General features: G+C 53.4%; 18 protein-coding genes. 3 read left to right on the top strand and 15 right to left on the bottom strand.

Annotated features, from left to right (window positions below; all coding sequences use genetic code 11):
- Positions 1 to 165: 165 nt before the first annotated feature.
- The 4 genes from APH34_RS28880 to APH34_RS21870 form a co-directional block, all read right to left on the bottom strand.
- Positions 166 to 1761: a conjugal transfer protein TraN gene (locus APH34_RS28880; protein ID WP_177337045.1), complete on the bottom strand. Its 1596-nt coding sequence runs from the start codon at positions 1759 to 1761 to the stop codon at positions 166 to 168.
- A gap of 13 nt (positions 1762 to 1774) precedes the next feature.
- On the bottom strand, positions 1775 to 2935 hold the full coding sequence (locus APH34_RS21880; protein WP_039614016.1) for a hypothetical protein: 1161 nt from the start codon (positions 2933 to 2935) through the stop codon (positions 1775 to 1777).
- Positions 2932 to 3348 (bottom strand): hypothetical protein, encoded by a 417-nt coding sequence (locus APH34_RS21875; protein WP_039614015.1) that lies wholly within the window; start codon positions 3346 to 3348, stop codon positions 2932 to 2934. Before APH34_RS21875 ends, APH34_RS21880 begins: the two co-directional genes overlap by 4 nt.
- Positions 3349 to 4007: 659 nt before the next feature.
- On the bottom strand, positions 4008 to 4967 hold the full coding sequence (locus tag APH34_RS21870) for a tetratricopeptide repeat protein (protein WP_039614014.1): 960 nt from the start codon (positions 4965 to 4967) through the stop codon (positions 4008 to 4010).
- Between the two features lie 48 nt (positions 4968 to 5015).
- Here APH34_RS21870 and APH34_RS21865 point away from each other — a divergent pair, with 48 nt between their 5' ends.
- The 3 genes from APH34_RS21865 to APH34_RS21855 all read left to right on the top strand — a co-directional run bounded on the left by APH34_RS21865 (position 5016) and on the right by APH34_RS21855 (position 7896).
- Positions 5016 to 5447, top strand: a complete 432-nt coding sequence (locus APH34_RS21865) for a lytic transglycosylase domain-containing protein (RefSeq protein ID WP_054902902.1) — start codon at positions 5016 to 5018, stop codon at positions 5445 to 5447.
- A 288-nt stretch (positions 5448 to 5735) separates the two neighbouring features.
- Positions 5736 to 7370: a GspE/PulE family protein gene (locus APH34_RS21860; RefSeq protein ID WP_023662235.1), complete on the top strand. Its 1635-nt coding sequence runs from the start codon at positions 5736 to 5738 to the stop codon at positions 7368 to 7370.
- Positions 7276 to 7896, top strand: coding sequence for a thiol:disulfide interchange protein DsbA/DsbL (locus tag APH34_RS21855; protein WP_223817437.1), 621 nt, complete (start codon positions 7276 to 7278; stop codon positions 7894 to 7896). Before APH34_RS21860 ends, APH34_RS21855 begins: the two co-directional genes overlap by 95 nt.
- Positions 7897 to 8146: 250 nt before the next feature.
- On the opposite strand, the gene APH34_RS21850 is transcribed toward APH34_RS21855, so the two are convergent.
- The 11 genes from APH34_RS21850 to APH34_RS21805 all read right to left on the bottom strand — a co-directional run bounded on the left by APH34_RS21850 (position 8147) and on the right by APH34_RS21805 (position 21745).
- Positions 8147 to 11896 carry a conjugal transfer protein TraG N-terminal domain-containing protein gene (locus APH34_RS21850; RefSeq protein WP_023662237.1) on the bottom strand — a complete coding sequence of 1250 codons (3750 nt, stop codon included), beginning with the start codon at positions 11894 to 11896 and terminating at the stop codon, positions 8147 to 8149.
- Positions 11897 to 11904: 8 nt separating this feature from the next.
- Positions 11905 to 13302: a conjugal transfer protein TraH gene (locus tag APH34_RS21845; protein ID WP_223817439.1), complete on the bottom strand. Its 1398-nt coding sequence runs from the start codon at positions 13300 to 13302 to the stop codon at positions 11905 to 11907.
- Between the two features lie 43 nt (positions 13303 to 13345).
- Positions 13346 to 14326, bottom strand: coding sequence for a conjugal transfer protein TraF (gene traF / locus APH34_RS21840; protein ID WP_023662239.1), 981 nt, complete (start codon positions 14324 to 14326; stop codon positions 13346 to 13348).
- A 29-nt stretch (positions 14327 to 14355) separates the two neighbouring features.
- The gene (locus APH34_RS21835; protein WP_023662240.1) at positions 14356 to 14919 is read right to left on the bottom strand and encodes a S26 family signal peptidase; all 564 of its coding nucleotides are present in this window, start codon (positions 14917 to 14919) and stop codon (positions 14356 to 14358) included.
- A gap of 4 nt (positions 14920 to 14923) precedes the next feature.
- Positions 14924 to 15385, bottom strand: a complete 462-nt coding sequence (locus APH34_RS21830; RefSeq protein WP_023662241.1) for a hypothetical protein — start codon at positions 15383 to 15385, stop codon at positions 14924 to 14926.
- 153 nt (positions 15386 to 15538) lie between these two features.
- Complete coding sequence (gene traC, locus APH34_RS21825; RefSeq protein WP_054902901.1) at positions 15539 to 17971, bottom strand: type IV secretion system protein TraC; 2433 nt, start codon at positions 17969 to 17971, stop codon at positions 15539 to 15541.
- A 113-nt stretch (positions 17972 to 18084) separates the two neighbouring features.
- Positions 18085 to 18426, bottom strand: a complete 342-nt coding sequence (gene traA / locus APH34_RS21820; protein ID WP_016486962.1) for a TraA family conjugative transfer protein — start codon at positions 18424 to 18426, stop codon at positions 18085 to 18087.
- A 19-nt stretch (positions 18427 to 18445) separates the two neighbouring features.
- Positions 18446 to 19054: a type IV conjugative transfer system lipoprotein TraV gene (gene traV / locus APH34_RS28870; protein ID WP_081259067.1), complete on the bottom strand. Its 609-nt coding sequence runs from the start codon at positions 19052 to 19054 to the stop codon at positions 18446 to 18448.
- A 14-nt stretch (positions 19055 to 19068) separates the two neighbouring features.
- A complete protein-coding gene (locus APH34_RS21815) occupies positions 19069 to 20268 on the bottom strand; it encodes a TraB/VirB10 family protein (RefSeq protein WP_054902900.1) in 1200 nt (399 codons plus the stop codon).
- A 2-nt stretch (positions 20269 to 20270) separates the two neighbouring features.
- Positions 20271 to 21116, bottom strand: coding sequence for a type-F conjugative transfer system secretin TraK (locus APH34_RS21810; protein WP_023662244.1), 846 nt, complete (start codon positions 21114 to 21116; stop codon positions 20271 to 20273).
- Positions 21113 to 21745, bottom strand: a complete 633-nt coding sequence (locus tag APH34_RS21805; protein WP_016486959.1) for a TraE/TraK family type IV conjugative transfer system protein — start codon at positions 21743 to 21745, stop codon at positions 21113 to 21115. The genes APH34_RS21810 and APH34_RS21805 overlap by 4 nt, the downstream gene beginning before the upstream one ends.
- Between the last annotated feature and the right edge of the window lie 16 nt (positions 21746 to 21761).

Below are 21761 nucleotides of genomic sequence, written 5' to 3'. Positions count from 1 at the left end.
GTAAAACGCAGCAAAAATAATCAGGAGCCGTTATGTGCTCGTGTAACTCATCTCTTAAGCCTCACATTAATCAGCCCATGGTCTGGCGCATATTTGCCGGGGGCGGGCTAGAAAATCCGCAAAAAAAAGCCCCGCTTATCCGCGGGGCCGTACAGTAGGTTTGATTTAGTTGTATGTGTTTTCGCTGGCTTTCTGCGAGATGTCACTCTGAATGTCTTCTACCTCTGGAAGAACGGTCGCATTCATGATGTCATCTACAAACTCAGACAGGTCGAGCGCTGAGAAGTCGATTTGCTGGAACTCTTCAACCGTAAATCCTCCACAACTAGGACTCTCGGGCGTTCCCCAGCCCTTCCCGATCTGCGGCTTGCCCTGCTCGTTGATGATCTTCGCCAGGATCGAGTTGTAGCAGCAGTAGGCTTCAGTTGTCTCCAGGCAGGCACCAAACACTTTCTTGGAGCAGTAGCTGCCGACGAAGTGGCAGAGATTTGCACCGCGGTGCATCCCCAGTTGCTGCTCTTCCGGTTCGCACGACTTGAGCTCCATCACCACTTGAATTGCAACCGCAATCGCAAAACTGTATGGGTCGAAGTAAAAACCATTTCCCAGAGCATAAACAGGCCCGCCTAACATTCCCGTTGCGGGAACGGCTGCTGCTCCACCCACTGCATAGCTCAGCCCGTAGACACCGAAGCTAAGGGTTGGAGCGGAGGGAGCTGAGGCCCCCAGCGCAGAGGCACCTTGCTTCACCCACTCGGCGTTATTGTATGCAAAGTCATACATGTACTTCGAGCCATAGCTCGCTAAGCCTCCACCTACTGAGGTGGCTACCTGGCCCATAATGGAAAAATTGGTTTCAGCTCCACCACTTTTACCACAGCAGTTTTTGATGCCGCCATACCCCTTACGGCATGATTCATCTTCCCCACCAAACAGCTCACCGTCCGAGCCATATACGCCGGCTTCACGTGCGGCCTCTTTGGCTGCAACAGCTTTGGCGAAATCAGTATCCGATGGGTAACTTGTATCCCAGCAGACACCCTGATAGCAGGAAACTTTAGTGCTGCAGTCCTCGGTTGTAGTAGTCTCACCTTTTTTGGTAATGCAGCTATATGTGACCTGGGCCATGACGCAGCCAATCGGGTCAGTGCTCTCGATACATGTTTCGTCGATCTTTGTACAGCCTTTATCCTCGTATTGCTGACAATCATTTTCCTTGTTTGGATTGATGCATGAGTAGTCATCATCGTACTTCCAGCATGCTTTGTAGACTGGCAAGCCGTTTATGACACGCGTTTCTGGGCCTTCGACGCATGTGTGAGAAGCGAGATAACAGAGTGGATTATCAGCCAGTGGATCGCACTGCGTGGTATCTAACTCATCGCGAGTGATGGTGTAAGTATTATCAAGCTGGATAGTGTTTGAAGGCTTTGCTGTTGCTGGGTTGTCACATCTGTAGGTTCTCTGCTCCACTAAGCAGGTGCCGTTCCAGGCTGTAGATATACAGGACGTAGAGGTCTGATAGCACCCGGCAACCTTTGAAATAGCCGCACAATAGTCAATCGAATTAGGTTCAACGCACTGGTATGTCGATCTATAACGCCAGCAAGCCTTATAAATAAGGTTGCCCGCGATGTTTCTTGTTTCGGCACCCTCTACGCATGTTTCCCCTGTTTTGCGGCAATCCGCGGCATGGGAGATTGTTGCAAAAAAAACTAATACTAGCGGTATCAGTTTCATCAATGTTTTCTGAATACTCATCTGTTATAACCCCCTACTTAGTGCGAGCATTCAGCGCACTACATTGATCAGTCCATGTTTCGGTGCAGGGGCCATTGCACAGCATCCGAGCGTACATTGTGATGTAGGTTTCGCCCCCGCCGCCAACAGCAGTGATCGTCTCAAGCTTGTTGACACCCGCAACCAAGTACGGAATAAGATTAATGTTTGGTGTCGCCCCCCAGCTGTTACCAAGTTCCCGGTTGCGCTGAACTCCATCGCCGATGTTAACTTTACCATTACTGAACAGGGACAGCTGAGTTCCGCCATAGGGGCCACTGAACAAGTAAGTTCCATTTATCTTAATTAGGATGTAATCGTCGTAATACACGGATGCTAGCGTAAACTGGGTGAGCATCGTCGGGTCTTTAACTTGGAACTCAAGCGAACGCGAATAAATACCATCGCTCCAGTAGTTGTCACCGATGGAGCCGAACTGAAGTGCATAGGTGCCGTTAGAGTTTGCCAGCGACCACGATGTATACATGTCAGATTGTGTTGTCCCTGGCACAATACCTCCGTTGTCGCATCCTACAATAGGTGGCTGGCATGCCAATGTTAGGTAACGATCACACTGGACGGTCTGAATCGCATTGTGTGTCACATTGCACTGGAAGTTTGCCTTGGCATCAACATCTACGATCTGCCCCATCGAGCAGGCCTTCTCTTCACTTAAGTTATATATGTTACAGACTTCAGTGGAGTAGATGTCTGGCGTGGTTGTGGTTTTGGTTCCACAGTTCTCGGTTATATCCCCCGGTTTGGCGTTATTGATGATCTCGCCGATGCCACTGATAATCGGGTCGTTCTCATCCACATTGACTTTGACACGCTCATATGGATTCTTGGCCAGGAAGTTGACAGCGTCACATTCTTGGTTCGCTATCTGGTCGGTGCCATCGGGTTCCGTTTTGCAACTATTGATCCGTGCAGTTCCGACGTTGAAGAGAGAGGTGCTGCCAAACTGTGATGATTGCGACGGAGTGGCCGTATAGAACGGCATCGCCTTGGCATTGGAAGAAGTCACATTGGAGGACAGTTTACTGAGGTTAGACTTGCCGAGCTCCGTTCCCTCAGAGTGTGGGTCAGCCCCAGCAGTGCTAGATAGCACCAGAGCCGCGGCCAAGGTCAGTAAGCTATGCGTTCTGAATTTCATTGGGATTGAACCTTGTTAACCTTGGTTGGCGAGTGCGGGTCTTGAGTGAACAGGCTTGGGTCTGCCGGCGGGGAGCCGTCTTCACAGACGTTCATCCCCCAGCCAACTTCGAGTGGGCCGGAGCCGCCGTTGACCTTGGGAACCTCTTGCTGCGTGAACTGGATTGCTACGCGGGCGCAGCCGGGCTGCTGGAGTTGCTCAACGACCTTGGCCTCCACCATGACTGGTTCGCGTGAGTGGGTTTTGGCTTTCCAGACGTCAGCTTGGTCCCCGGTTAATTCGGCGGATGCGTGGCCGGTTTTCACGGCTTCGATCAGAATTTCTTTCGAGGTGTCGGCGTGCGCTGTGAAGGATGCTGCGCCAAGGACGATGAGGGAGGTGCACAGGGGCAAAAGGTTGGTCTTGAATCGCATTTTTGCTTTCCAGATACTGACAGTATTTTACACGTAACTGTAAGTCAGTTCAGGCATCGAAAGCAATCTGATAGATTTGTATGAGGCCGTGCCGATCGCCGCCCGGTCACCAATGCTGAAGGACAATTGTGCGAGGTCGACACGGTGGATGAGTTCTATCGCGCCACGATGGAGTTTGCGTTCGCAAGCCCTCGTGGTTACGTGGTGCCGATGCTCGCAATGGCAGTTGTCGTCAGAGCGTTGCCACCCCGGTGGCTAGCAACGTCTCTACTTAGGAGCGCTGGGGTTCTGTCCCATGAAATAGCCCACCTCCTGGTGGGGTATTTCACGAAGGCGAAGCCAGTCGGAATGTCGCTCATACCCCGCCGCGAAGGGAATCAAATTATCCTAGGGTCAGTAGAGTTCGAGCGCCTGACCTGGGCGAATGCCTGGATAACTGCTCTTGCGCCCCTATTTGCCTTGCCAGGCCTTTATGCGCTCGCCTTTTGGCGAACCTCGAATCATTCGGGGGGACTGACTTTGGTGGATCTGAGCTGTTGGATTCTGGCAGGGCCGATAATCCTGCACTGCTGGCCATCGAGGACAGACTGGCGATTGGCCCTCATCTCGTGGCCCATTCTTGGCTTGGCTTTGCTAGCCGCGGCGCTGTACGCCTGGAGTCAAGATTTGTCGTTCCTGTTGGCCTGGAGCAGTGTGGCGTCGTAGTCAGGGCGCTTCATGTGCTTATGTGTCGCAAGCCAGTTGGTTGCGAAGCTGGTCGCGTCGTTCTGCTCTTTTGAGCTGAGCCCGAAGGACGATATGCCACCCGAATTCATCCCCGGTTTTCCCTTGTTAAGGCCGACGTAGATCATCCACCAGGAAGCAGCCATCTTCTTGTTCTCATTCATGCCATGGCCATTTTTGTACATGGCCGAGAGGATAGCCGGCGCGTTGGGCTCGCTGGCTTGCGCCGCCTTCGTCAGCCAGTTGTACGCTTCCTGATACTCTCCCCGCTCGTAGAGCATGCGCCCAAGGAGGTAGTAGGCAGTCACGTTACCGCGATTGGCGCCTTCGTTTGCCCATGTCCAGGCCCTGTCACGGTCGCCTTTGTTGAGGTAGTAGAGTGACAGGCGTACAGCGGCGAGGTCGACGGATGCGTCCTTCACAGAAGACTCGAACATCTCCATCGCCTTGGCCTCATCCTTCGCAACACCACGGCCAAGTAAGGTAAGGACGGCCAGATTGTACCTAGCAAGGGGGTAGTCAGTGCTGGCGGCTGAGAAATATGCGGCAGCGGCAGCGCTGTCCTTCTTGACGCCTTCGCCGTGGTCCAGCAGATAGCCCACCACGTTCTGTGCTCGGCTATTCCCGCCCTGGGCGAGTTCAAAAAGCTTCGGCAGTGCGGCCTTATCTCCGGCCTTGTAGGCTGCCCACGTCCGAAGCACGTCGCCTCCCTCACGGGCGGTAGAGAGTAGTCCCTTCATGGCAGAGGAGATATCTGGAAGGCCGGAGTCCCCAGCGGCTTCGCTACTGAAGTATGCAGCGGCGGAAGTGTCTGCGGAGCTGTTAGCTGCACAGGTGACGCTGGCGAGCGCTAGGGGCAGCGCCAACAAGGCCGGCAGTCGATTCGATAAAGCCATGGTCTGATACACCTTGTTTATTGATACGCGTAATGTATTCTTAAGCGCATGAAAAAACTATCCCTCCTTTTTCTTCTGGCAGGTGTGCTGACCGAGATGTCCTCGGCTGCTCACGCGGACTGCTTCGCCGACGCCGCTGCCCGCTATAGGGTCAGCGAGAAGCTGCTCCGCGCCATCCAGATCACCGAAAATCGCCCGGGTAAAGCTGACGCAGTGAGCCCTAAGAACAGCGACGGCAGCTGGGACATTGGGCTGATGCAGATCAACTCATCTTGGCTCCCTGCGCTGTCGAAATACGGCATCGGTGAGAAAGAGCTTTTAGATCGCTGTGTCAGTGCAAATGTTGGGGCGTGGATCCTAGCAAGCAACATCGCCTCTCACGGCCACGTCTGGAAAGCTGTTGGCGCATACAACAGTCCCAACGAGAAAAATCAGCGGATATATATTCAGGAAGTTATGAGTAACTATGGTGGTCTATAAATGAAACAGCTATTCAGCAGTGGTTTTGCTGTCTTGTTATTCGGGTGGATACTGTACACAGTATCGCCTGAAGAGCCCTGTGAGCGAGTAGACCGTGGGGCTTTACCGATACGAGTGGTTTTTGATGCGGTTCGTTGGGCTGGCACGAACTATCTCAGTACTGACTCACGGATTGATTTGCTGCTCTGGAGCATTGCAGCCGATAAAGCCGTGCAAAATTTCATCTCGCGTTTGTTCTATGGCCCAGAACTCACTTGCACTAGCGGCCAGGCTAAATAGGAGCTGACTGTGGCAAAAGAGCCAGATCTTTTTATTTTCAACTCGCCATCGGATAAGCCTGCGGCCACGTACTTGAACGATTTGTTCCTGATGGCTGCTCAGAAAAGAATCCCGGATATTCATTTTCAGTGGGTTCAAGGGCATGTGTATATTCAATTGCGTGAAGACGGCAAGCTCAGACACTTTGATACCGTAGAGCCGGCGATGGGCAAAATGATCGATACGAAAATTCGATCGCGAGCCACCATGGACCTCTCTCAGCATCAGATTCCCATCGACGGGCGCATCGGGTTGAGATATCCGGGTATTGAGCTAGAAGTTCGAGTGAGCTTGGTTCCAAGCCACAACGGGCAAAAAATCGTATGCCGGTTGCTCGATCAAGAAAACGCGTCGATGGACCTCGAACGCATCAGGATGCCAATGCTGGTTGAGCATGCTTTCCGCGAGATGATCAACGAACCTCAAGGGTTGATCCTCGTCACCGGTCCAACCGGCTCAGGGAAAACCACCACCCTCTACGCTGCGCTCAACGCAATCAACGATGGAACGCTTAACATCTGTACGATCGAGCATCCTGTCGAGTATGTGGTCAAGGGCTTTGTCCAAATCAACGTTACACCCCAGCTCAGTTTCGCCTTGGGGCTTCGGGCTCTATTGCGTCAGGATCCAGACGTCATTCTGATTGGTGAGATCCGTGACCAGGAAACCGCACAGATTGCCATTCAGGCTGCGAACACTGGTCACCTGGTATTCGCTACCTTGCACTCCAACAGCGCCGCTCAAGCTGTCCCGCGGATCATTGATCTGGGTGTCGACGCCCAGACGCTAGCTTCCGTTCTAATTGGCGTGATTGCGCAAAGGCTGGTCCCAACTTTGCGGGCGGATGTAGAACATGAGTGGGCGCCCATAAATGATGTTGAGCGTATGTGGCTGAAGAAAAATGGGCTACCAGCAGTGACTGGATACGTACCAATAGCGGCATCGAAAGAAGCATTCTCCGGTAAATGCCCAATTATTGAACTTATCAGATCGGACAAGCAAGTTCGCTCAGCCATAGTCAGTGGCGGTAGCGAGATGACAGTCCTTAACGCTGCTGCGCGACAAAACCAATTCGACACGTTAGGCCAATCCGCCGTGCGGATGGTGACTGATGGCGTGACCACTATGTCACGGGTGCGGACCCTGATTAAAGACGACTCAGTCAAACCGACAGTCAGACGCATCGGCGATGTTCTGATTGCGCAAGGCATAATCACCTTTACTCAAGCGAATCAGGCAGCGGAGCTGCAACTCCGCTGCACTATTGAAGGAAAGGTGAAAAAGTTCGGGCAAGCCCTCATCGATCTGAAGTTTGCCTCACAAGATGACGTAGTAAATGCGCTTGGCTTCACCGAGGGTGCTGTCGAGTTTTTGAACGACCTAGCCGCCGCCCGAGAAATTAACTTCAAAGCACTGAAGGAAACTGTTGAGTTGTGGCGTGCCGAGCGTAATCAAGAATCGATTTTCGACATGCTCATCGAGCAGAACCTGATCAGCAAGGAACGGTTATATGAAGAAGTTTATAGCGCAGATGGCTATGGCAGCCCTACTGGCCACTCCAGTCCTCTCGATAGCGCAGGAGTCGCAGCCATCACTGCCGTATAGGGAGGTTTCGGCTCAGGCAGAAGACAGTCACAAGGTAGTGGTGTTCTTCTCGTTCGCATGCCCTGTCTGCGCTTCATACGACCAGACCTTCTCACGCTGGGCGAAAACGTTGCCGCCCGGCTGGTCAGCTGAGTTCCTTCCTGTAGCGGTTCCCGACAAAGGGAACTACATCGCAGCTCGTGCATTCTTCGCTGTCCAGGATGCAGATCCGAGCCGACTTGCTGCATTCATGTCAGCGGCCTATACGCTGATCCAGCAAAACGGCATGACAATGGAGGACCCTGGCACGTGGTCGAGAGCGGTAGCGATGGCAGACGTCCAGGGTTTCAATGAGGCCTGGCATAACGTCACGCAACAAAGACTGGAGAGAGCATTTGCCAAGCTCCTCACATATGGCGTCGACGCCACACCGTCCATGGTGATCAGCGGTAAGTATGTGATCACGCCTGACGACGTCTCAGGCGATAGTGCACTCTATATGAACCTGGCCAACGGTATGATTTCTAAGGTGATGCAAGAGCGTTAATACCGGGTGTCTGGTTTGTCCGTTAAAGCTTGTGAATACGCCTAACCCCCGTACTGACGGGGGTTTTGCATTTGTAGAGCAAGCTGCGACCTGGTTAGACCGCCATGCTATTGCTCCAGGCCCCCGCGGCACTCGTCAAAGATTCAGCGGAATGCCTGGTTAGCGTTGTAGGAGATGGCAGAGGTGAAGGTTGCACACCGGCATGGTACGAAAAAGCCCGACTATGTCGGGCTTTATTCAGTACCTATGGTTAGTGACTGCCTCCTCTTGTCGTTGGCGGCTTGGCGTCCCCGTCACCCTTGTCCTCCGGGCCCACAACAGTGTTCTGCAACGTCATTACTCGTGTAGCTGGCGCTGGCTTCTCTCCGCCGGAGAACGGGGACTGGTACGCATCCGCTGCCCCCATCATGCCCTCGCCATATGGGCTACCTTGACCACTTTCTGAGGCTGCTTGTTGAGGTTCTCCTGCTGAAAGACCGGCGCTAGCCGGCGATTGAGGCCCGGCGGTCATTAAACCCCCTCCAGACCCTGTCATCAGGTCACCAGCTTCAGCGTTCGTGTTCATCGGTGTGACAAGGGGCTGACCTAGCGCTGGGGATTGCCCATTTTCGCCGGGAGCAGCCATCAAGTTGCCTGCATGACCACCTAAAGGAGCGAGAGCATCAGCTGGCGCCGGCATTGGAGCTACAAGAGGCTGACCACTCTGTGCCGGAGCAGCTTCGCTTTGAAGCACTGAGCGCACGCTCGAACCAGGCTCATAACGCTCGGGCTTGCCGTTGGCGGCCACATCAGCGTTGTAGCTATCTGCCATCTGGTCGGAAGCGATCATCATGCCCGGAACCACTGATACGTTCCCAGCAAGCTTAGTAGCGCCGGTAAATTCACGACCCGCTGTGCGCGCGGCCGTCGTGGCGTCTTTTGCGGTTTTTGCCGCCTCTGCCACATGCTCGGCGTTCACAACACGCGAAGCTTGACCTTGGCCACGGAGCAAAGCTGGTACTTCGTGGCCGGCGGCGTTGACAACGCGTGCTGCCTGCGCAACCTCAGTACCAGCCTCTGCGGTCTTGAGAGCAGTTGCCGCCCCTCGCGCAGCCATAGCGGCCCTTCCAGCTTGCACACCTTTGAGGGCTGCGCCTCCCCACCCTGCGCCGGGGACAAGCATCGTAGCAGCCGTCACGGCCATCGCAGTTTTAGGGTTCTCTTGTTCCCATTGTTGCTCTGCCTGGCCAACGCCCACCATTGTGTTAGTGATAGGTTTCGTCGACATTGTGTCGCGAATCTGTTCCGGGCTAATCGTAGGGTCAGAATTTTCAATTGCCGTTTTACCTGCCCGCATCTGCTCCTGCGATTTGGCATGGCTACTCGGCAGTTGGGACGAAACATATGTCTCGCGGTCTTCGTAAGAGCGGTATGGATCCATTCCCGACGATACCTCTCTGAGTTCGCTTTGCTGCGGAGCGCCTGTAGGTCCGATCTGATCTGGATTGACTCCAGGAACATTCATCGACGGGTTGCCGATGTTCGCACGAGAGACCGGACCGGCTGGGTTGTCACTGACCTGGGCTGCTTTTCCACCTACGCCTTTGAATTTTCCAGCATCTCCTTCGGTTGGACCACCCACAACGTTGCCCGTCATAGCCGAAATGACATTCGCGAATTCAGTTTCAGCGCCGATCGACTTGAGAGCCCACAGTTGAGCGGACTCACGTGCACCTACCATTCCCGTGGAATTTTGGGCATAGCGTGTTTCCAGCTCGGGGAATTTCTGGTTGAACGCACTGCGCTGCGAATCACTAAGCCCGGCGATAGCCTGGTTGAGGGCCTGCATGCCCTGCGGGGACCGCGTGAGATTCCCGCCTGTGGTCTCCTCACTGATCTGCACATTTGCAGAAACGCCAGCTTCCGCCGAGGTAGCTTGTTGGAAGCGATTGAAAGACGACTGGGTATCGGCGGTGGTTGCACTGAGGCGGCGACCCAGCGCGTTTTCCGTAGCGGCTTCTCTTCCAGTGCTGTGAGAGAATGTACTAGCAACCGCAGCCTTCCAACCAGACATGTCGCTCTCGTTCTTAGAGATCTCCGCACCAAATTGGGATGCGATCGTAGACGCCTGGGCTTTGGTCATTTCCTTAGCAGTTGCGTTCTGAATACCGGCAGAAACACCTCCGAAAATGCCGCTGATTCCGACCTTGGCATCGAATGCCTCCCTGAACTGACTCAGCTCCTTACCAGAGAAGCCCAAGGATTGACCAATGCTATCTCCAAGCTTCATTGCCTGTTGGGAGATGTTGGTGTGCTGTCGATCAAGCGATTGCATACGCTGATCCGTCCAACTATCACCAGATTTATGCGAATACATTTGCCGTAGAGCCGCTTCGACTGCAGAAGAGCTTTCGCTCCGCTTCGAATGATCGGAGCCGAATGCACTTTGGGTGGAGGTACTGAGCGTATTTTTCAGATCTGCTTTGCTCCAGGTGGCGCCATTCAGCGATAGCCCGTTTTTGACGCTACCGGAATGCTCCGACTGGTATTGGTTACGGCTTGCAACATCGACGTGGGGGCCGTTCTTCAGAATATCCGGAGATTGCAATTTCTCGTCATTGTGGTCTCGGCCGGACCAGCGGCTGGCGAGGCTCACCATGCCGTAGGCTGTCAGCCCGAGCATTGCTGCAGAAATTAGCGGTGTTGCCGCCAGCATGTCCGAGGCAGTACCGAGTCGTGTCGCCAGGACGTCGTAGTAGACGGCCTTCAGGTTGCTTGGAACGAGGCCTTTCTCGGTGAATTCAGCCATCTTTTCAGCGACATCGTTTTGAATGTACATCTGAATGACTGCGGAAAATGGCAACCAAGATGTTGTCCAAATTCCGAAACCTAAGAATTTTACATACATCATCAGAGATCCAGCCCCTTTGAAAAGGCTGTAAATGATGACGATAGGGGCGAATCCGAAGAAAAGGATTTGAAGGAAGACCATTGTCGGCATCATCATTTTGGCAAAGAAACTACCAGATGCCGCAGCATCGGAGCGGAACTGCTCGTCTTGCTGAGTCAAGGAAGTCATGCAAAGGTTGAAACTGTTTTGATCGGAAATGCTGTCCAGGCAGTTATATGTTCCCACGATAGAATTAAAGAACAGTGCGTTTACCATGAAGTCGTCAGCGCTTTGGGCTGACGACCAGAGCGAAGGTACCAGGTTGGTAATCGCAGCCATTACATCGTCAGGTGTGTAGGCACTGCCCGACGGGCTTTTATCCTTCATGCCTGCATTGATCATCTTCTTCGCATTTGCCGAAGATGGGAACGCGTCAACCTTGGCTGATAGCGTTGTCTGCGCTTCCGGGCAAGAAAGCGCTTTGCCACCAATATTCACATTGTCCCAGTAGGTGGTTAGGCCCGAGCCACGGGAATGGCCTAGCACGTAAGAGACAATATTCGTGGACTGCTGGAAGTCCTCTATGCTGAAAGTCGTCGATCCAGGAACGCAGTCAATCACATATTGTTTCAGGCTAGCCACAAGATACGGATCAACATTCTCCACGCCTTTACGAAGAGTGAGCAGTAATTTCAATGGGGTCACAAAGCCATTTTGAGTAACAGCCATATAACTTCCAGAAGTACTTTGATAAGCCGTGTTGATCTTCTCAAATAGGCCATACATGGTTGTTGTGAATAGGCTGGCTGGTGCCGCTATGACTAGCGGAACGTTGTCAACTTTGTTAACCGTCCCAGTGTAAATGTCTTCAATTTTCACATCGGCTGTGATGGTGCAGCAAGCAACCATCATGGCAAAACCAAAGAGCCCCCCAACAGGACCGTTTGCCGGAATGAACTGTTCCGAGGCACCCTTCTGGATTACGAACATAATCCCAGAGATCAATGCAATGAAGCCTCCTACCAAGTATACGCCAGTCATGAAGCCTTTGGCGTTGAATACCATTGCTACGCTGTTGAGCGTGTTATAAAAGGTAGAAACATCACCCAGTACATATACAGTGAAGTCCATAATATTTCCTAGAGGCCCGGCTTGACGAAGATGGCTGGGTTGCTGGTAAGGATCATGTTGATATATTGCTCAGTGGCAACAATTTTAGGTTGGAAGTTCGCATGTTCAGACCTGATTGCTGCCAGTTCTTGAGTTAGTTTGTTAATGTTTTGATCTACAAAGTCTGGCTTTATGCCCTTGACTCCGTTGAATGTCTGATTGGCGGCGTACAAAGCAGCCTCACCATATTTAACCGCTAACTCATTGGCGATAATTGGAGCCATTTGCTCAGCAACACCCTGAATAGCCCCCGGGAATTGTTGAACTTTTCTGATCAATGCCAGAGCTGGCGTATTGATAGATTCGATGAACTGCTTCTGAGCTGCGGTGAAGCCACAGGAACTGCCCGTGCAGCTCGTAAGCTTTCCTACGATCGACGTGCTAGCCGTGCCACTAGTTGCGCCTTGTGCGTAACCGAAGAGCATTTTGTTGGTGTAGCCCAAGGTGCCATCAAAGCTCAGAGTTTTGTTGGGGTTAATGCTCGTGCACTTGGTGCGCTCGTACCCGTTGTTGCAGTGCAGTATTTTGAGCGGGGTGCTGTTGGTGCTTGAGCCATTTTTGAAGTTCATCAACGTCAAAGTGGGGCTATAGATCTGTCCAACTTTAGGCTTCTCAGAACCATCAGAGTTTTTCGAGGAGCTGTCTGGGGCAGTCATTACAACTGCGCCAATCATACTCATCACAACTTCGTTAGCGAGGTTGCTATCGGCCTCTCCACTATCAGGATTACCTAGGTATTGGCCGGAAGAGGTGTCTGTAAGTGCCTTCCAAACAGGATTGCCGCACTCTTCGCAACTTCCGTTATTCGTACCTTTGTCAGAACTGCTGTTCGGAGAGCTGAATAGATCCGACAATCCAGCAAACAGATCAGAGAAAGAACCGGTTGCAGCAGATGCTGCCGTCGATGCTTGATCCACCATCTCTTTTCGAGCTGACGGATCTGTGAACGACTTAACAATCGAGTTAGCGACTGCGCAGGTGTTCTTCATCATCTGGTTCAGGGCTTGCAGTTTATTCTGGAAATCCTGCATTAGCTTGCCTAGCGCCGGGTTGATCGCGTCGATGGCAGCTTTGAACGCCACGCCAACAGCGTTAGCGGCAATCTGACGGAAAAGTGCAACCAGGGCGTCGGCGTTAATGAACGAAAATGACCCCGCAAACATATCAATCCCGCCACAGCCGGCGGAGAATCGGGGTGGATCGAACGCGACTAGGTTAATGTTTCGAACTGGACTTCGGAGGGCTGCGCCACCGCCGACCATACCCCCCCGGCTCTGGCTGGAGAAAGCCCCAGCGCTGGTGCTGTTCGACATGAACATACCGTCTAATGCGTCAGCCAGCCCTGCTGACGCTGGTATTGAAACCATGCTAAGCGTCGCCACAAGTAGTAACGAAACCAGCTGCTTAAATTTATTCCGCATTATTGCTGCCCCCCTCGTAGCGGCCTTCCAGTTTGTCCTTCAGGTATTTAACCCATTGCTTTGGATCTTCACTTGCACCCTGTTGAGTGTCTTCATTAGTCAAGACGCCTCGGTCATAGGAATTGATCTTCTGAGCAATGTCTTTGGGTAGTAAATTGTTGCTATCAGCTGCAATGATGATCCGCTCTGCAAGCTGATCTTGGGCCATCATCCCTTGCGATACGATGTAGTAATTATTCGGCGGAACAACAAGAACAGTAGTTGGTGTAATACGAAGGTTCAGGATGCTAGCTTGCCCGGAGTTTCTCTCGAATTCAGTCACATTCGGGAGTGGCTTGCCATCCATGGAAATAAATTTCGTGACAAATCCGTATTCCTGGGCCAGCTTTTGAACGGTATTAACTTGAGGTCGGCAGAACTCACACTTCGAATCGAAGAAAACCCACAAACCGCCAACGGTCGCAACATGCTTTAGTGCTTCGGTTACACCAGCCTGAGCGTTGCGCAGGAAGAACGGTTTCGTGTAGGTCGCGATAGGGACGCGGTTGTTTTCATCCAAAAATGGGTCGGCGGCCACAACTCGGGTTGTCATCTCTGCATAGCGCTGTGACTTGTCCATGGCAACGCGTTGCGCATATAGGTAAGCCTCAACGTTTTCCTTGCTAGGATCGTCGATCGCGGCATCCAGCAGTTTCGGCATGTTTTCCCGTAACCACGAAACAGAGAACGGCTGAATCTTGGGCTCTTCGGAGGCAGGCTTTCCTACGGGAGCTTTGGGTTCTTGACGGATCAGCGGCGGAGGCGGTGGATTCTCTTTAGGGTCTTTGTAGAAGAACCAGCCTTCTGCCTTGCGTTCGATGAACCTTGGAGAGCCACTGTCGGATTCAGCAGAGGCAGCACCTGGTAAAACGGCGAGAGATGCAGCAGCGAATACCAACAAGCATTTAGTCAATGCATAACGCGTACGCATACTATTAAATCGTTTGAATGAGGCTTTCATCAGATGATGGGCCCTACCCTGCCAATGATCAGCTTCTCATCAAGAAAGCCCCAGTAACGACCGTCGTAGCTCCGAGGCTCTGTTCCGATGACAAGAATCTTGCCCGCCGGCACCGTCATGACTCGATCCAAATCGCCAGGCTTTTTGCCCAGTTTCTCGATGAGGTCCAGCTCACCGATCAAGCGATCACCGATGTAAGCGACGTTATTCTTCACGACCAGTTTATCGCCCGGGAGTCCAGCAACCATTTTTCCGACGGTCTTCCCTTCAAAGTGTTCGCCCATAAGGCCATCCTTTGGCACGAACGCTACAAAATCGCCACGCTTCAGGTCAGCAGGCCGGCCGTAAGTGATCATGTAAAGGCGCCAGGGCAAGCAGCGGACTGACGCAAGGTCAACGCCAATCCGGTAGTCCTGGCGAAATGTCGTAACCGCTGCAATAGCGACGATGAAAGCTGCTGCGATACCAAGGATCGAATTTCGGAGAAAGCGGAGACGTGGTTTGTCCGTTCGCAAGGTTTTGAATGGGGAGACTAGTCGAGTCGCCAGTGCTTTAGCGCGCATGAGATCACTCCAGCTCAAGGCCGAGGTGTTGGGCAACCTGATCGGTTACGTTCAACCCTGCAGGGGCATTGAGGGCTACCGAGGAGTTGATGACCAGTACCCCTGAATCGGTGTATGCCTTCAGCACATTCTGAAGGTCAGTCACAAATGTGAGACCGTCTGCCTGCGCTTGCTCGGGGCTCATTCCGGCCTTATCGAGCGTTCGCTTCATCTGCGCATTGGCGAGTTTTGTGCCGTCCACCAGCACTACCTGGGCGCCAGAGTTGATGTTCTGTCCGGCGTAGTGATAGGCCATAAAGCTGGTAAAGCCGGATACAGCGAGAGCCACGACGGCGCATGTCAGAAAGGAAACACCACCAGGTGATTGCTGGGTTTTACTAACACTCGCTGGCTTCGTCCTCACCTGGTCGTCATCAGGGCGGATTTGTTCCCCGGGTTGTTGTTGGCTGTCCGCGGTATCAGTCATCTCGGCGTTTCCTAGTAGCGATGTAAAGAGGCAGCGCTCAGCGCGCAGTTGTTCGTGGAAGCATAACACGTAGCATTACGACAGCAGTATTGTTTAAGACAACAAAAAGCCCGGCTGATGACCGGGCTGTGAGCAGGCGTTATCTGCTGCCTACTAGGCTGCTGAGCTCTGGCGAGCCATGAAGTTATTGACGGCCTCTACCGCATCAATGCCACGGTCAAGATCGTCGAGGATCTCGTTACGAGCTGCGCCTTTCGAGGAGAACGTCACGTTGTGGAATTCATCTACAACAAGGCGCACGATGCCCCAGTCGGTTTCGCTACGCTTGACCATGATCTCGCTGTACTTGCCGGGCATGGTGTGCACCGTCTTCAGCATGTGAGCCCCGTAAGGTTCGATCTTGAACTGCTTGCTGTCGATAGCAGAGTCAATCGACTCAGATTTTTGCTGCAGGATGAACTGCCAGGCCGAGTTCGCGGCGATAGCCTCGGTGTTTTTCGACGCATAGACATCGCCGATAGCCTGCGTGACCACCAGCACCGCCCCGTCTTCTTTCCGCGCTTTACGGTATGCGGCGACCATTGCCTTGGCCATCATTGGGTCGTCGAGCATCTCCCAGGCCTCATCGACAATCAGGATTTTTTTCCGGCCCCGCTCGCCCAGTTGAGCTTTGTACATGTCATGGTTGATACGCGAGATCAGCTGCAGCAACACCACCTGTTGAAGCGCTGGGCGCCCTTTCAGGTCGCTCAGCTCCATGCAGATGAACGCATTGCTCATATCCAGGTTGTTCTCGCCATCGAACCACTTGGTGTATTGGCCGCCGGCGAACGGGAACAGCTGGCGCCCCAGTCGCAGGCACTCTGGGTCGTCTGACTGGTTGATGAACCAATCAGCGACGGTGGTAATGTTTGCGCGGTTGCCGAACTTCTCCCAGGTACTGGTGATGGCCTGTTCAACTCGGGACAGCTGGTAGTCGTCAAGCGTGTCCTCGGGGGCGGCCATCTTGGCGATGGTGGCTTTGAGGATATCCATTTCTTCGTGCAGGTCTTCAACGTGCGTGAAGGGGTTCAGACACACATCCGAGTCAGGCTTGAACTCGATGAATTCACCGCCAACCATCTTGCACAGCTTGAGGTAACTTCGGCCGGCGTCAATCACCCACAGCTTGGCGCCAGCAGCGAGGTAATCCGCGGCGATTTTTTGTGTGAAGAACGACTTGCCAGCACCAGCCTCAGCAAAAATGATCCCGCTGTAGTTGGTGTTCGATTCATACAGATCAACCAGAGCCGGCTGGCCGCGGCGGGTGAGCATGAGCATTGCGCCGGCCATTCCGCTGCCAGTCCACTCACCGAGTATCGGGAGGAACTGGCAGGCATGTCGCACTGCCATCGTGTGGAAACGATAGAGGTTCTTGACCCCTTCCTTTGTTGTATTCAGAGGCAGCAGGTTGTTCCAGAGAGCTTCCAAAATGCGCCGGTCTTCCCGGAGCTCGAAAGCCAGAGACGTGTAGTAGGCCTGCAGGCCCGCGGACAGCTTGTTCAGGCGCTGCTTGTCACGCGAGAAGAGGAAAATCGTGAAGTTCACCTCAACGATGATCGCGCCTTTGCCGTCGATCTCGTGGATTAGAGTGTCGATACCTTTTTTCTTGTAGCTGAGGATGGGTATCAGGTGTGCTGTCGGCCCAAAGACCTGGTGGTTGATGATTGAGGACGTTTGCTTGACTTCGTCCTTCTTCACGACCTGATCCGGATAGTGGATGGTCAACACCATGTAGTACGGCTCGGTGATCTGGTTCGAGAGTCCGTTGGGATCGCCGATCATGTGGTTCATGATCGCGAGGCTGGTGCGCTGCGGGAAGTGTTTAACGCTCAGCGCTTTCGCGTAGTGAGTGCCGTCATTGAAATTGATGGTCGACGGATCATCGTAATTGATGGAGTCGCCTGGGTAATAGATCTGATCCTTGATCAGTTGCTCTTCGTCGTAGTGTGACCGGGGAGAGTCCCACAGGTTTGTGAGGATCCGCATGAGCACCAGATAACCTACAGCATCGAGCTGGAACAGGTTAAGCGACGCTGCCTTGAGAGCCTCTGTGACCCGGTCGGCCGATTCTTTCGTGGCCGCGATGTCAGCATCGTCTGGGCGATCGTTACGGCACGGGAATTTGACCGTAACGATAATGCGCTGACGGTTGAGCATCACACCGCTGCGCTGGACCAGCGGGACATCGACTCCGCCACTAATCAGATTCGCATGCTGGCGTGAGAGTGCCTTGAGGATCGGGTTGAGCGCAGGTTTGCTGTTCAGATATGCATCGATGTATTCGCCGACATCGGGGCTCTCAAGCATCGCAATCTGAATGTAGGTGCCTGGAGCAAAGCTCATGCTCAGAGCAGACTGGAGCTTGTCAACAGTCGAAGCGCTGGCGCCTGTCAGGGCATCGGAAACAAAACATCCCCCGAGATAATGTTCATTACCGTCGGAGCAAAAGAAGATTTTGGAGTCGGGATCAATCGCCCGAACATTGAGTTTTTCTTGAGGGGTAGATTTTCTGTCCCCTTTGAGCGTCGCTTTCGAGGCTGCCATTTCACTGTTCGCCATAATTGGTGGTTGAGTAGGCTTGGAAGGCCTGGAGGGCAACCCGCAGGCAGAGCCAGTTGAAAAAGGCGCACTAGCGACCTAGTGCGCCTTGAGGGGCGTTACAGCGTTGCGGTGAAGATGTTCGTCAGCACGCCTGGGCCAACGCTTGCGGAGAGCGCTACAGCTACCCCGGTCACAACGGCCATGACCGATTGCTTGACCACGCCGATTGCCAGGCCGGTACCCAGAGCGCCGAGAGCAAAGACCTTACCGAGGGAGCCGGTCATCCAGCCGTCGAGACTGGTAACGATCTCGGTGAAGGTGGAGTCGGAGCCTGCGGTCACGTCGGCGGCCACAGCCAGGCCGATAACAGCCATGCTCAGCAGTGCACGCTTGTCGATTTTCTTGAATGGAGCAGCTGCTACTGCGGTGGTCTCGATTTGTGCGATTTGTGCGGTCATTGTGTAGCTCCCAGTGTTATCAGTTCAGATTGATGTCAGTTGTGGATGGGATTGCGGACGACGAAACTTGCGGTCCGTAATTGGTTGGTTCTGCAGCAACGTTTTCCGGTTTAGGGGCTGGAACGTTAACTGGTGGTACAGCGGTTAACTCAAGATGTGGAACCACCATGCCTTGGCCGGAATATTCGGACTTACCAAACGACCAGGTGCGTGGCTGGATCTCGGTGAAGAGATAGGACGGAAAGTGCAAATCGTCTTTACTGTCGATCCAGGGAGCGATCCAGATCCGCATAACCTGGGCCGGAACTCGAACCGGACGGGCAAGATCTGCAACAACTGGCCCTGGCACACCGTTCGACACCTTGAGGTTATGCTCAGAGCCGGCAGTCTTTCCCATATTGTCACCGTACTTTACGCTCGGTGCCTTTTGACCAATTGGCATATCGCTGTCTGTCAGCGCGGGACTTTGTTCAGTAGACTTGTAAACAGCCATTGGCGACTTACAGATGATGCCTTGCGGCATGCCTGGGCACGAGAACTCGTCTTCACCGGCGGTATTCAGCCAGGACGAACAGCCACTCAGAAGAGCAATAGGCAACAGCGCTGCGGCTAATGCTGAACGTTTCATATGATTACCTTTCATCATTTCAGTTCGATCCCTTTCACCAGCATGACCGTAACTTTTCGGCCGGCGTCGATTTCAACAACCGGTGTCATTTCGCGAGCCATCTCCATATAGAATTTGGCGATCTCGTTCGCGGAAGTAGAGAAGCCTTTAGCAACACCAGTTTGCAGAATGGTCGAAGCGTCAGCGCTTTGTGTTTGAGTCGTGCTGCTATCACTCAGGCTCAATTGAGGGATTGTTTGCGGGGTCATACCTTGAGCCAGGCCGGAGAGGCCGCCGGCGACCAAAGTCTTGGCAATCATTTGGCCCTGCTTCGATACGAGACGGCCACGCATACCTACACGCCCGTCTTCGCCAACGATGTAACCTTCCATCTTTCCTTCAATGATCTTGCCGTCCTTGCGTACGCAGGAGAACGTTTCGGTCCGGAGCATGGCGCGTTCGCTGGAGAGAACGCCGTAGCCTGAAGCCAGCGCAAAGCATTCTTTGACGTCGACGTTGTACTTGTTAGGAAGCACTGCGTCAGACTTGATGCGCATAGTTGTTGGCACAGGGTTCTTCTGCGTCGTGGAACTGGTCGGAGCATCCATACCGTTCAGCAGCACCGCTTCGAAGAACGAGCCGGCAGGCATTGCTGGAGTTGGCTTCTCTGCCTGCTTTGGGGCCTCGCTACGTGTAGTTTGCGTGCCACCGGTGATTCGCAGAGTTGCTACTTTCGGCTTCGCCTCCTGCACGGCTTCAGCAGTGCCAGTGGCACTTTCATAACCAGGCAATGCGCCATTCAGAGCTGGAGCTGCACTAGTCTTGCCCTGCTCCAGCTTTTCCAGTCGATCACTCACGCGCTTCAGCTCGCGAAGCGTGTCCTGAGTCACTGGGTCTGGTTTCTGCATACGCTGCTGTTCTTCGAGTGCACGTAGCCGATCATCCCTGCGATCCTGATCCATCTGCTTGATCGATCTGCCGAACTCATCGAGCCGTTTGTTCTGTGCAGCCATCAAAGCCATGAGTTGCTCGGGAGTATTGTTATCCCCGCGAGGCAACAGCAGTTTTGTATCGGACGTCGTGCTGGCTTTCGTGTTGGCCTTAGGTTTGTCGTTGCCGACAATTACCGTGCCGACAATCATCAGAAAACTGAAAAGGCCGGCAATGGCGACGATGGTTCGCATACGCGGACTGAGACCGTTCCACTTTTCCTTCAACTGGTCATTAATCGCCATGTTTAGTTCCTCGTTGCCGACTTATCAGAGACGATGAATACGTCAGTGGTCATGCCGGCACGAAGAGTGGCGGTTGGGAAGAATGAAACGGCCCGGACGCCTTCGCTGTAGAAAGTGCCCTCGTCAAGGTCAACGTCAGTTTTAGAGGTTCCTTGCAGACTATAACGATAGATATCGTATTCTGGCCCGGAGTAGCGGACTTTCGGGTAAGCAATTACATTGCCGATGTTAGCTGCCGATGCCGGCAGCAAACCTTCGCTGAAACCTTCAGGGGTTTTTCCGAGGGCTGCTTCACGGAGCACATAGCGGATAGTGTCGGTGTAATTGTTGCTGTCGGGAGCGTGGTTTTCAGACCCATGACCACCAGGCTCTGCCATTGGCTTGTCCAGCTGCAACGTAATCGTCTGCTGCGGAAGTTCCTTTGGAATCAGGGTCAAGGAAATAACTGGGTCATTTGGATTGGAGCCGGTCACGTAAAGTGCGACTGGCTTATCCTTGGTTTTCATCGTCGCATAAAGAGATTGGCCGATCTGGGAGATATCCAAATCGTCAGGTTGTTGGTCTACAGCTTTAGGTAAAGCGAACGGTGTGGAAATACGGTTCGGCAAGATGTTCGAAACGTAGATAACTTCGTTCCGGTCTGAGCTCACGCGAACAACCTGGGTGCGCGAATCTGAGTCGGCACCGGGCATCACGCCCAAGCCTGGAAGTGGCTGCGCTTCGACAGGTTTGACACGTTTTGCGGCTGTAGGAACAGGCGGTAGCTTGACTTCCGCCATCCCATCAGCCCATGAGATGGATGCATGGATGGTGGCCAGCACGACTAAAGCAATGGCTGAGCGTTTCACTGAAGCGCCTCCTTGGTAGGTTCTGCTGGCTTAGGTGGGTGAGACTGAAGCCACTTGAGTGTTTTGGGGTTGTTGCCCGGATAGTGGTTAAAGCCCTCAATCCATGGGCGGCCTGCGCGCATCTCGATGACGTACTCGACCACCTGGTAGTCCTGCTTCGGCCTGCCAACTGCGCTGCGCGTTTCCATCGAGCCGAGAATGAAGACCTTCTTCGTGTCCTTCTCGTAGCTGATGTCCGTGGGGGTCCAGGACACGGAGCCGGCATTCGTTGCGAATACGGGATCGTTGGCCAGCACAAACATCTGCTTGCGAACGTCCGCGTAGATCTTCGGATCAACGAAGGCGCTCACGGAGTCGGCGATGAAGTTCACGTTCTTCGGCGTGACGTTGCCCATCAGCGTTGAGGCATAGAGGCCAAAGGACTTGAGGTACTCGTCGTCCGCGTTGTTCCAGCCCACTTTCACCGCCTTGTCCAGGGTTGGTGGAACTAAGCGGGTTGTTTCGTGCTGCCCCATTTGGTTGATGGAAAGCAGCGCAACTGCTACCGAAAGGCCTACGTTCGACAAGATCAGGAAGCTGGTGAGACTTTTCAGCCCCTCCATCGTTTTCTGCATGGACTTGATTTTCATTGCGGCCCCTGTGCGT

Origin of the sequence: Pseudomonas sp. NBRC 111131 (assembly GCF_001320525.1) — a bacterium.
Lineage (GTDB): Bacteria > Pseudomonadota > Gammaproteobacteria > Pseudomonadales > Pseudomonadaceae > Aquipseudomonas > Aquipseudomonas ceruminis.
Note: the sequence above shows the minus strand (reverse complement) of the source record. Positions and strands in the feature narration are given on the sequence as shown.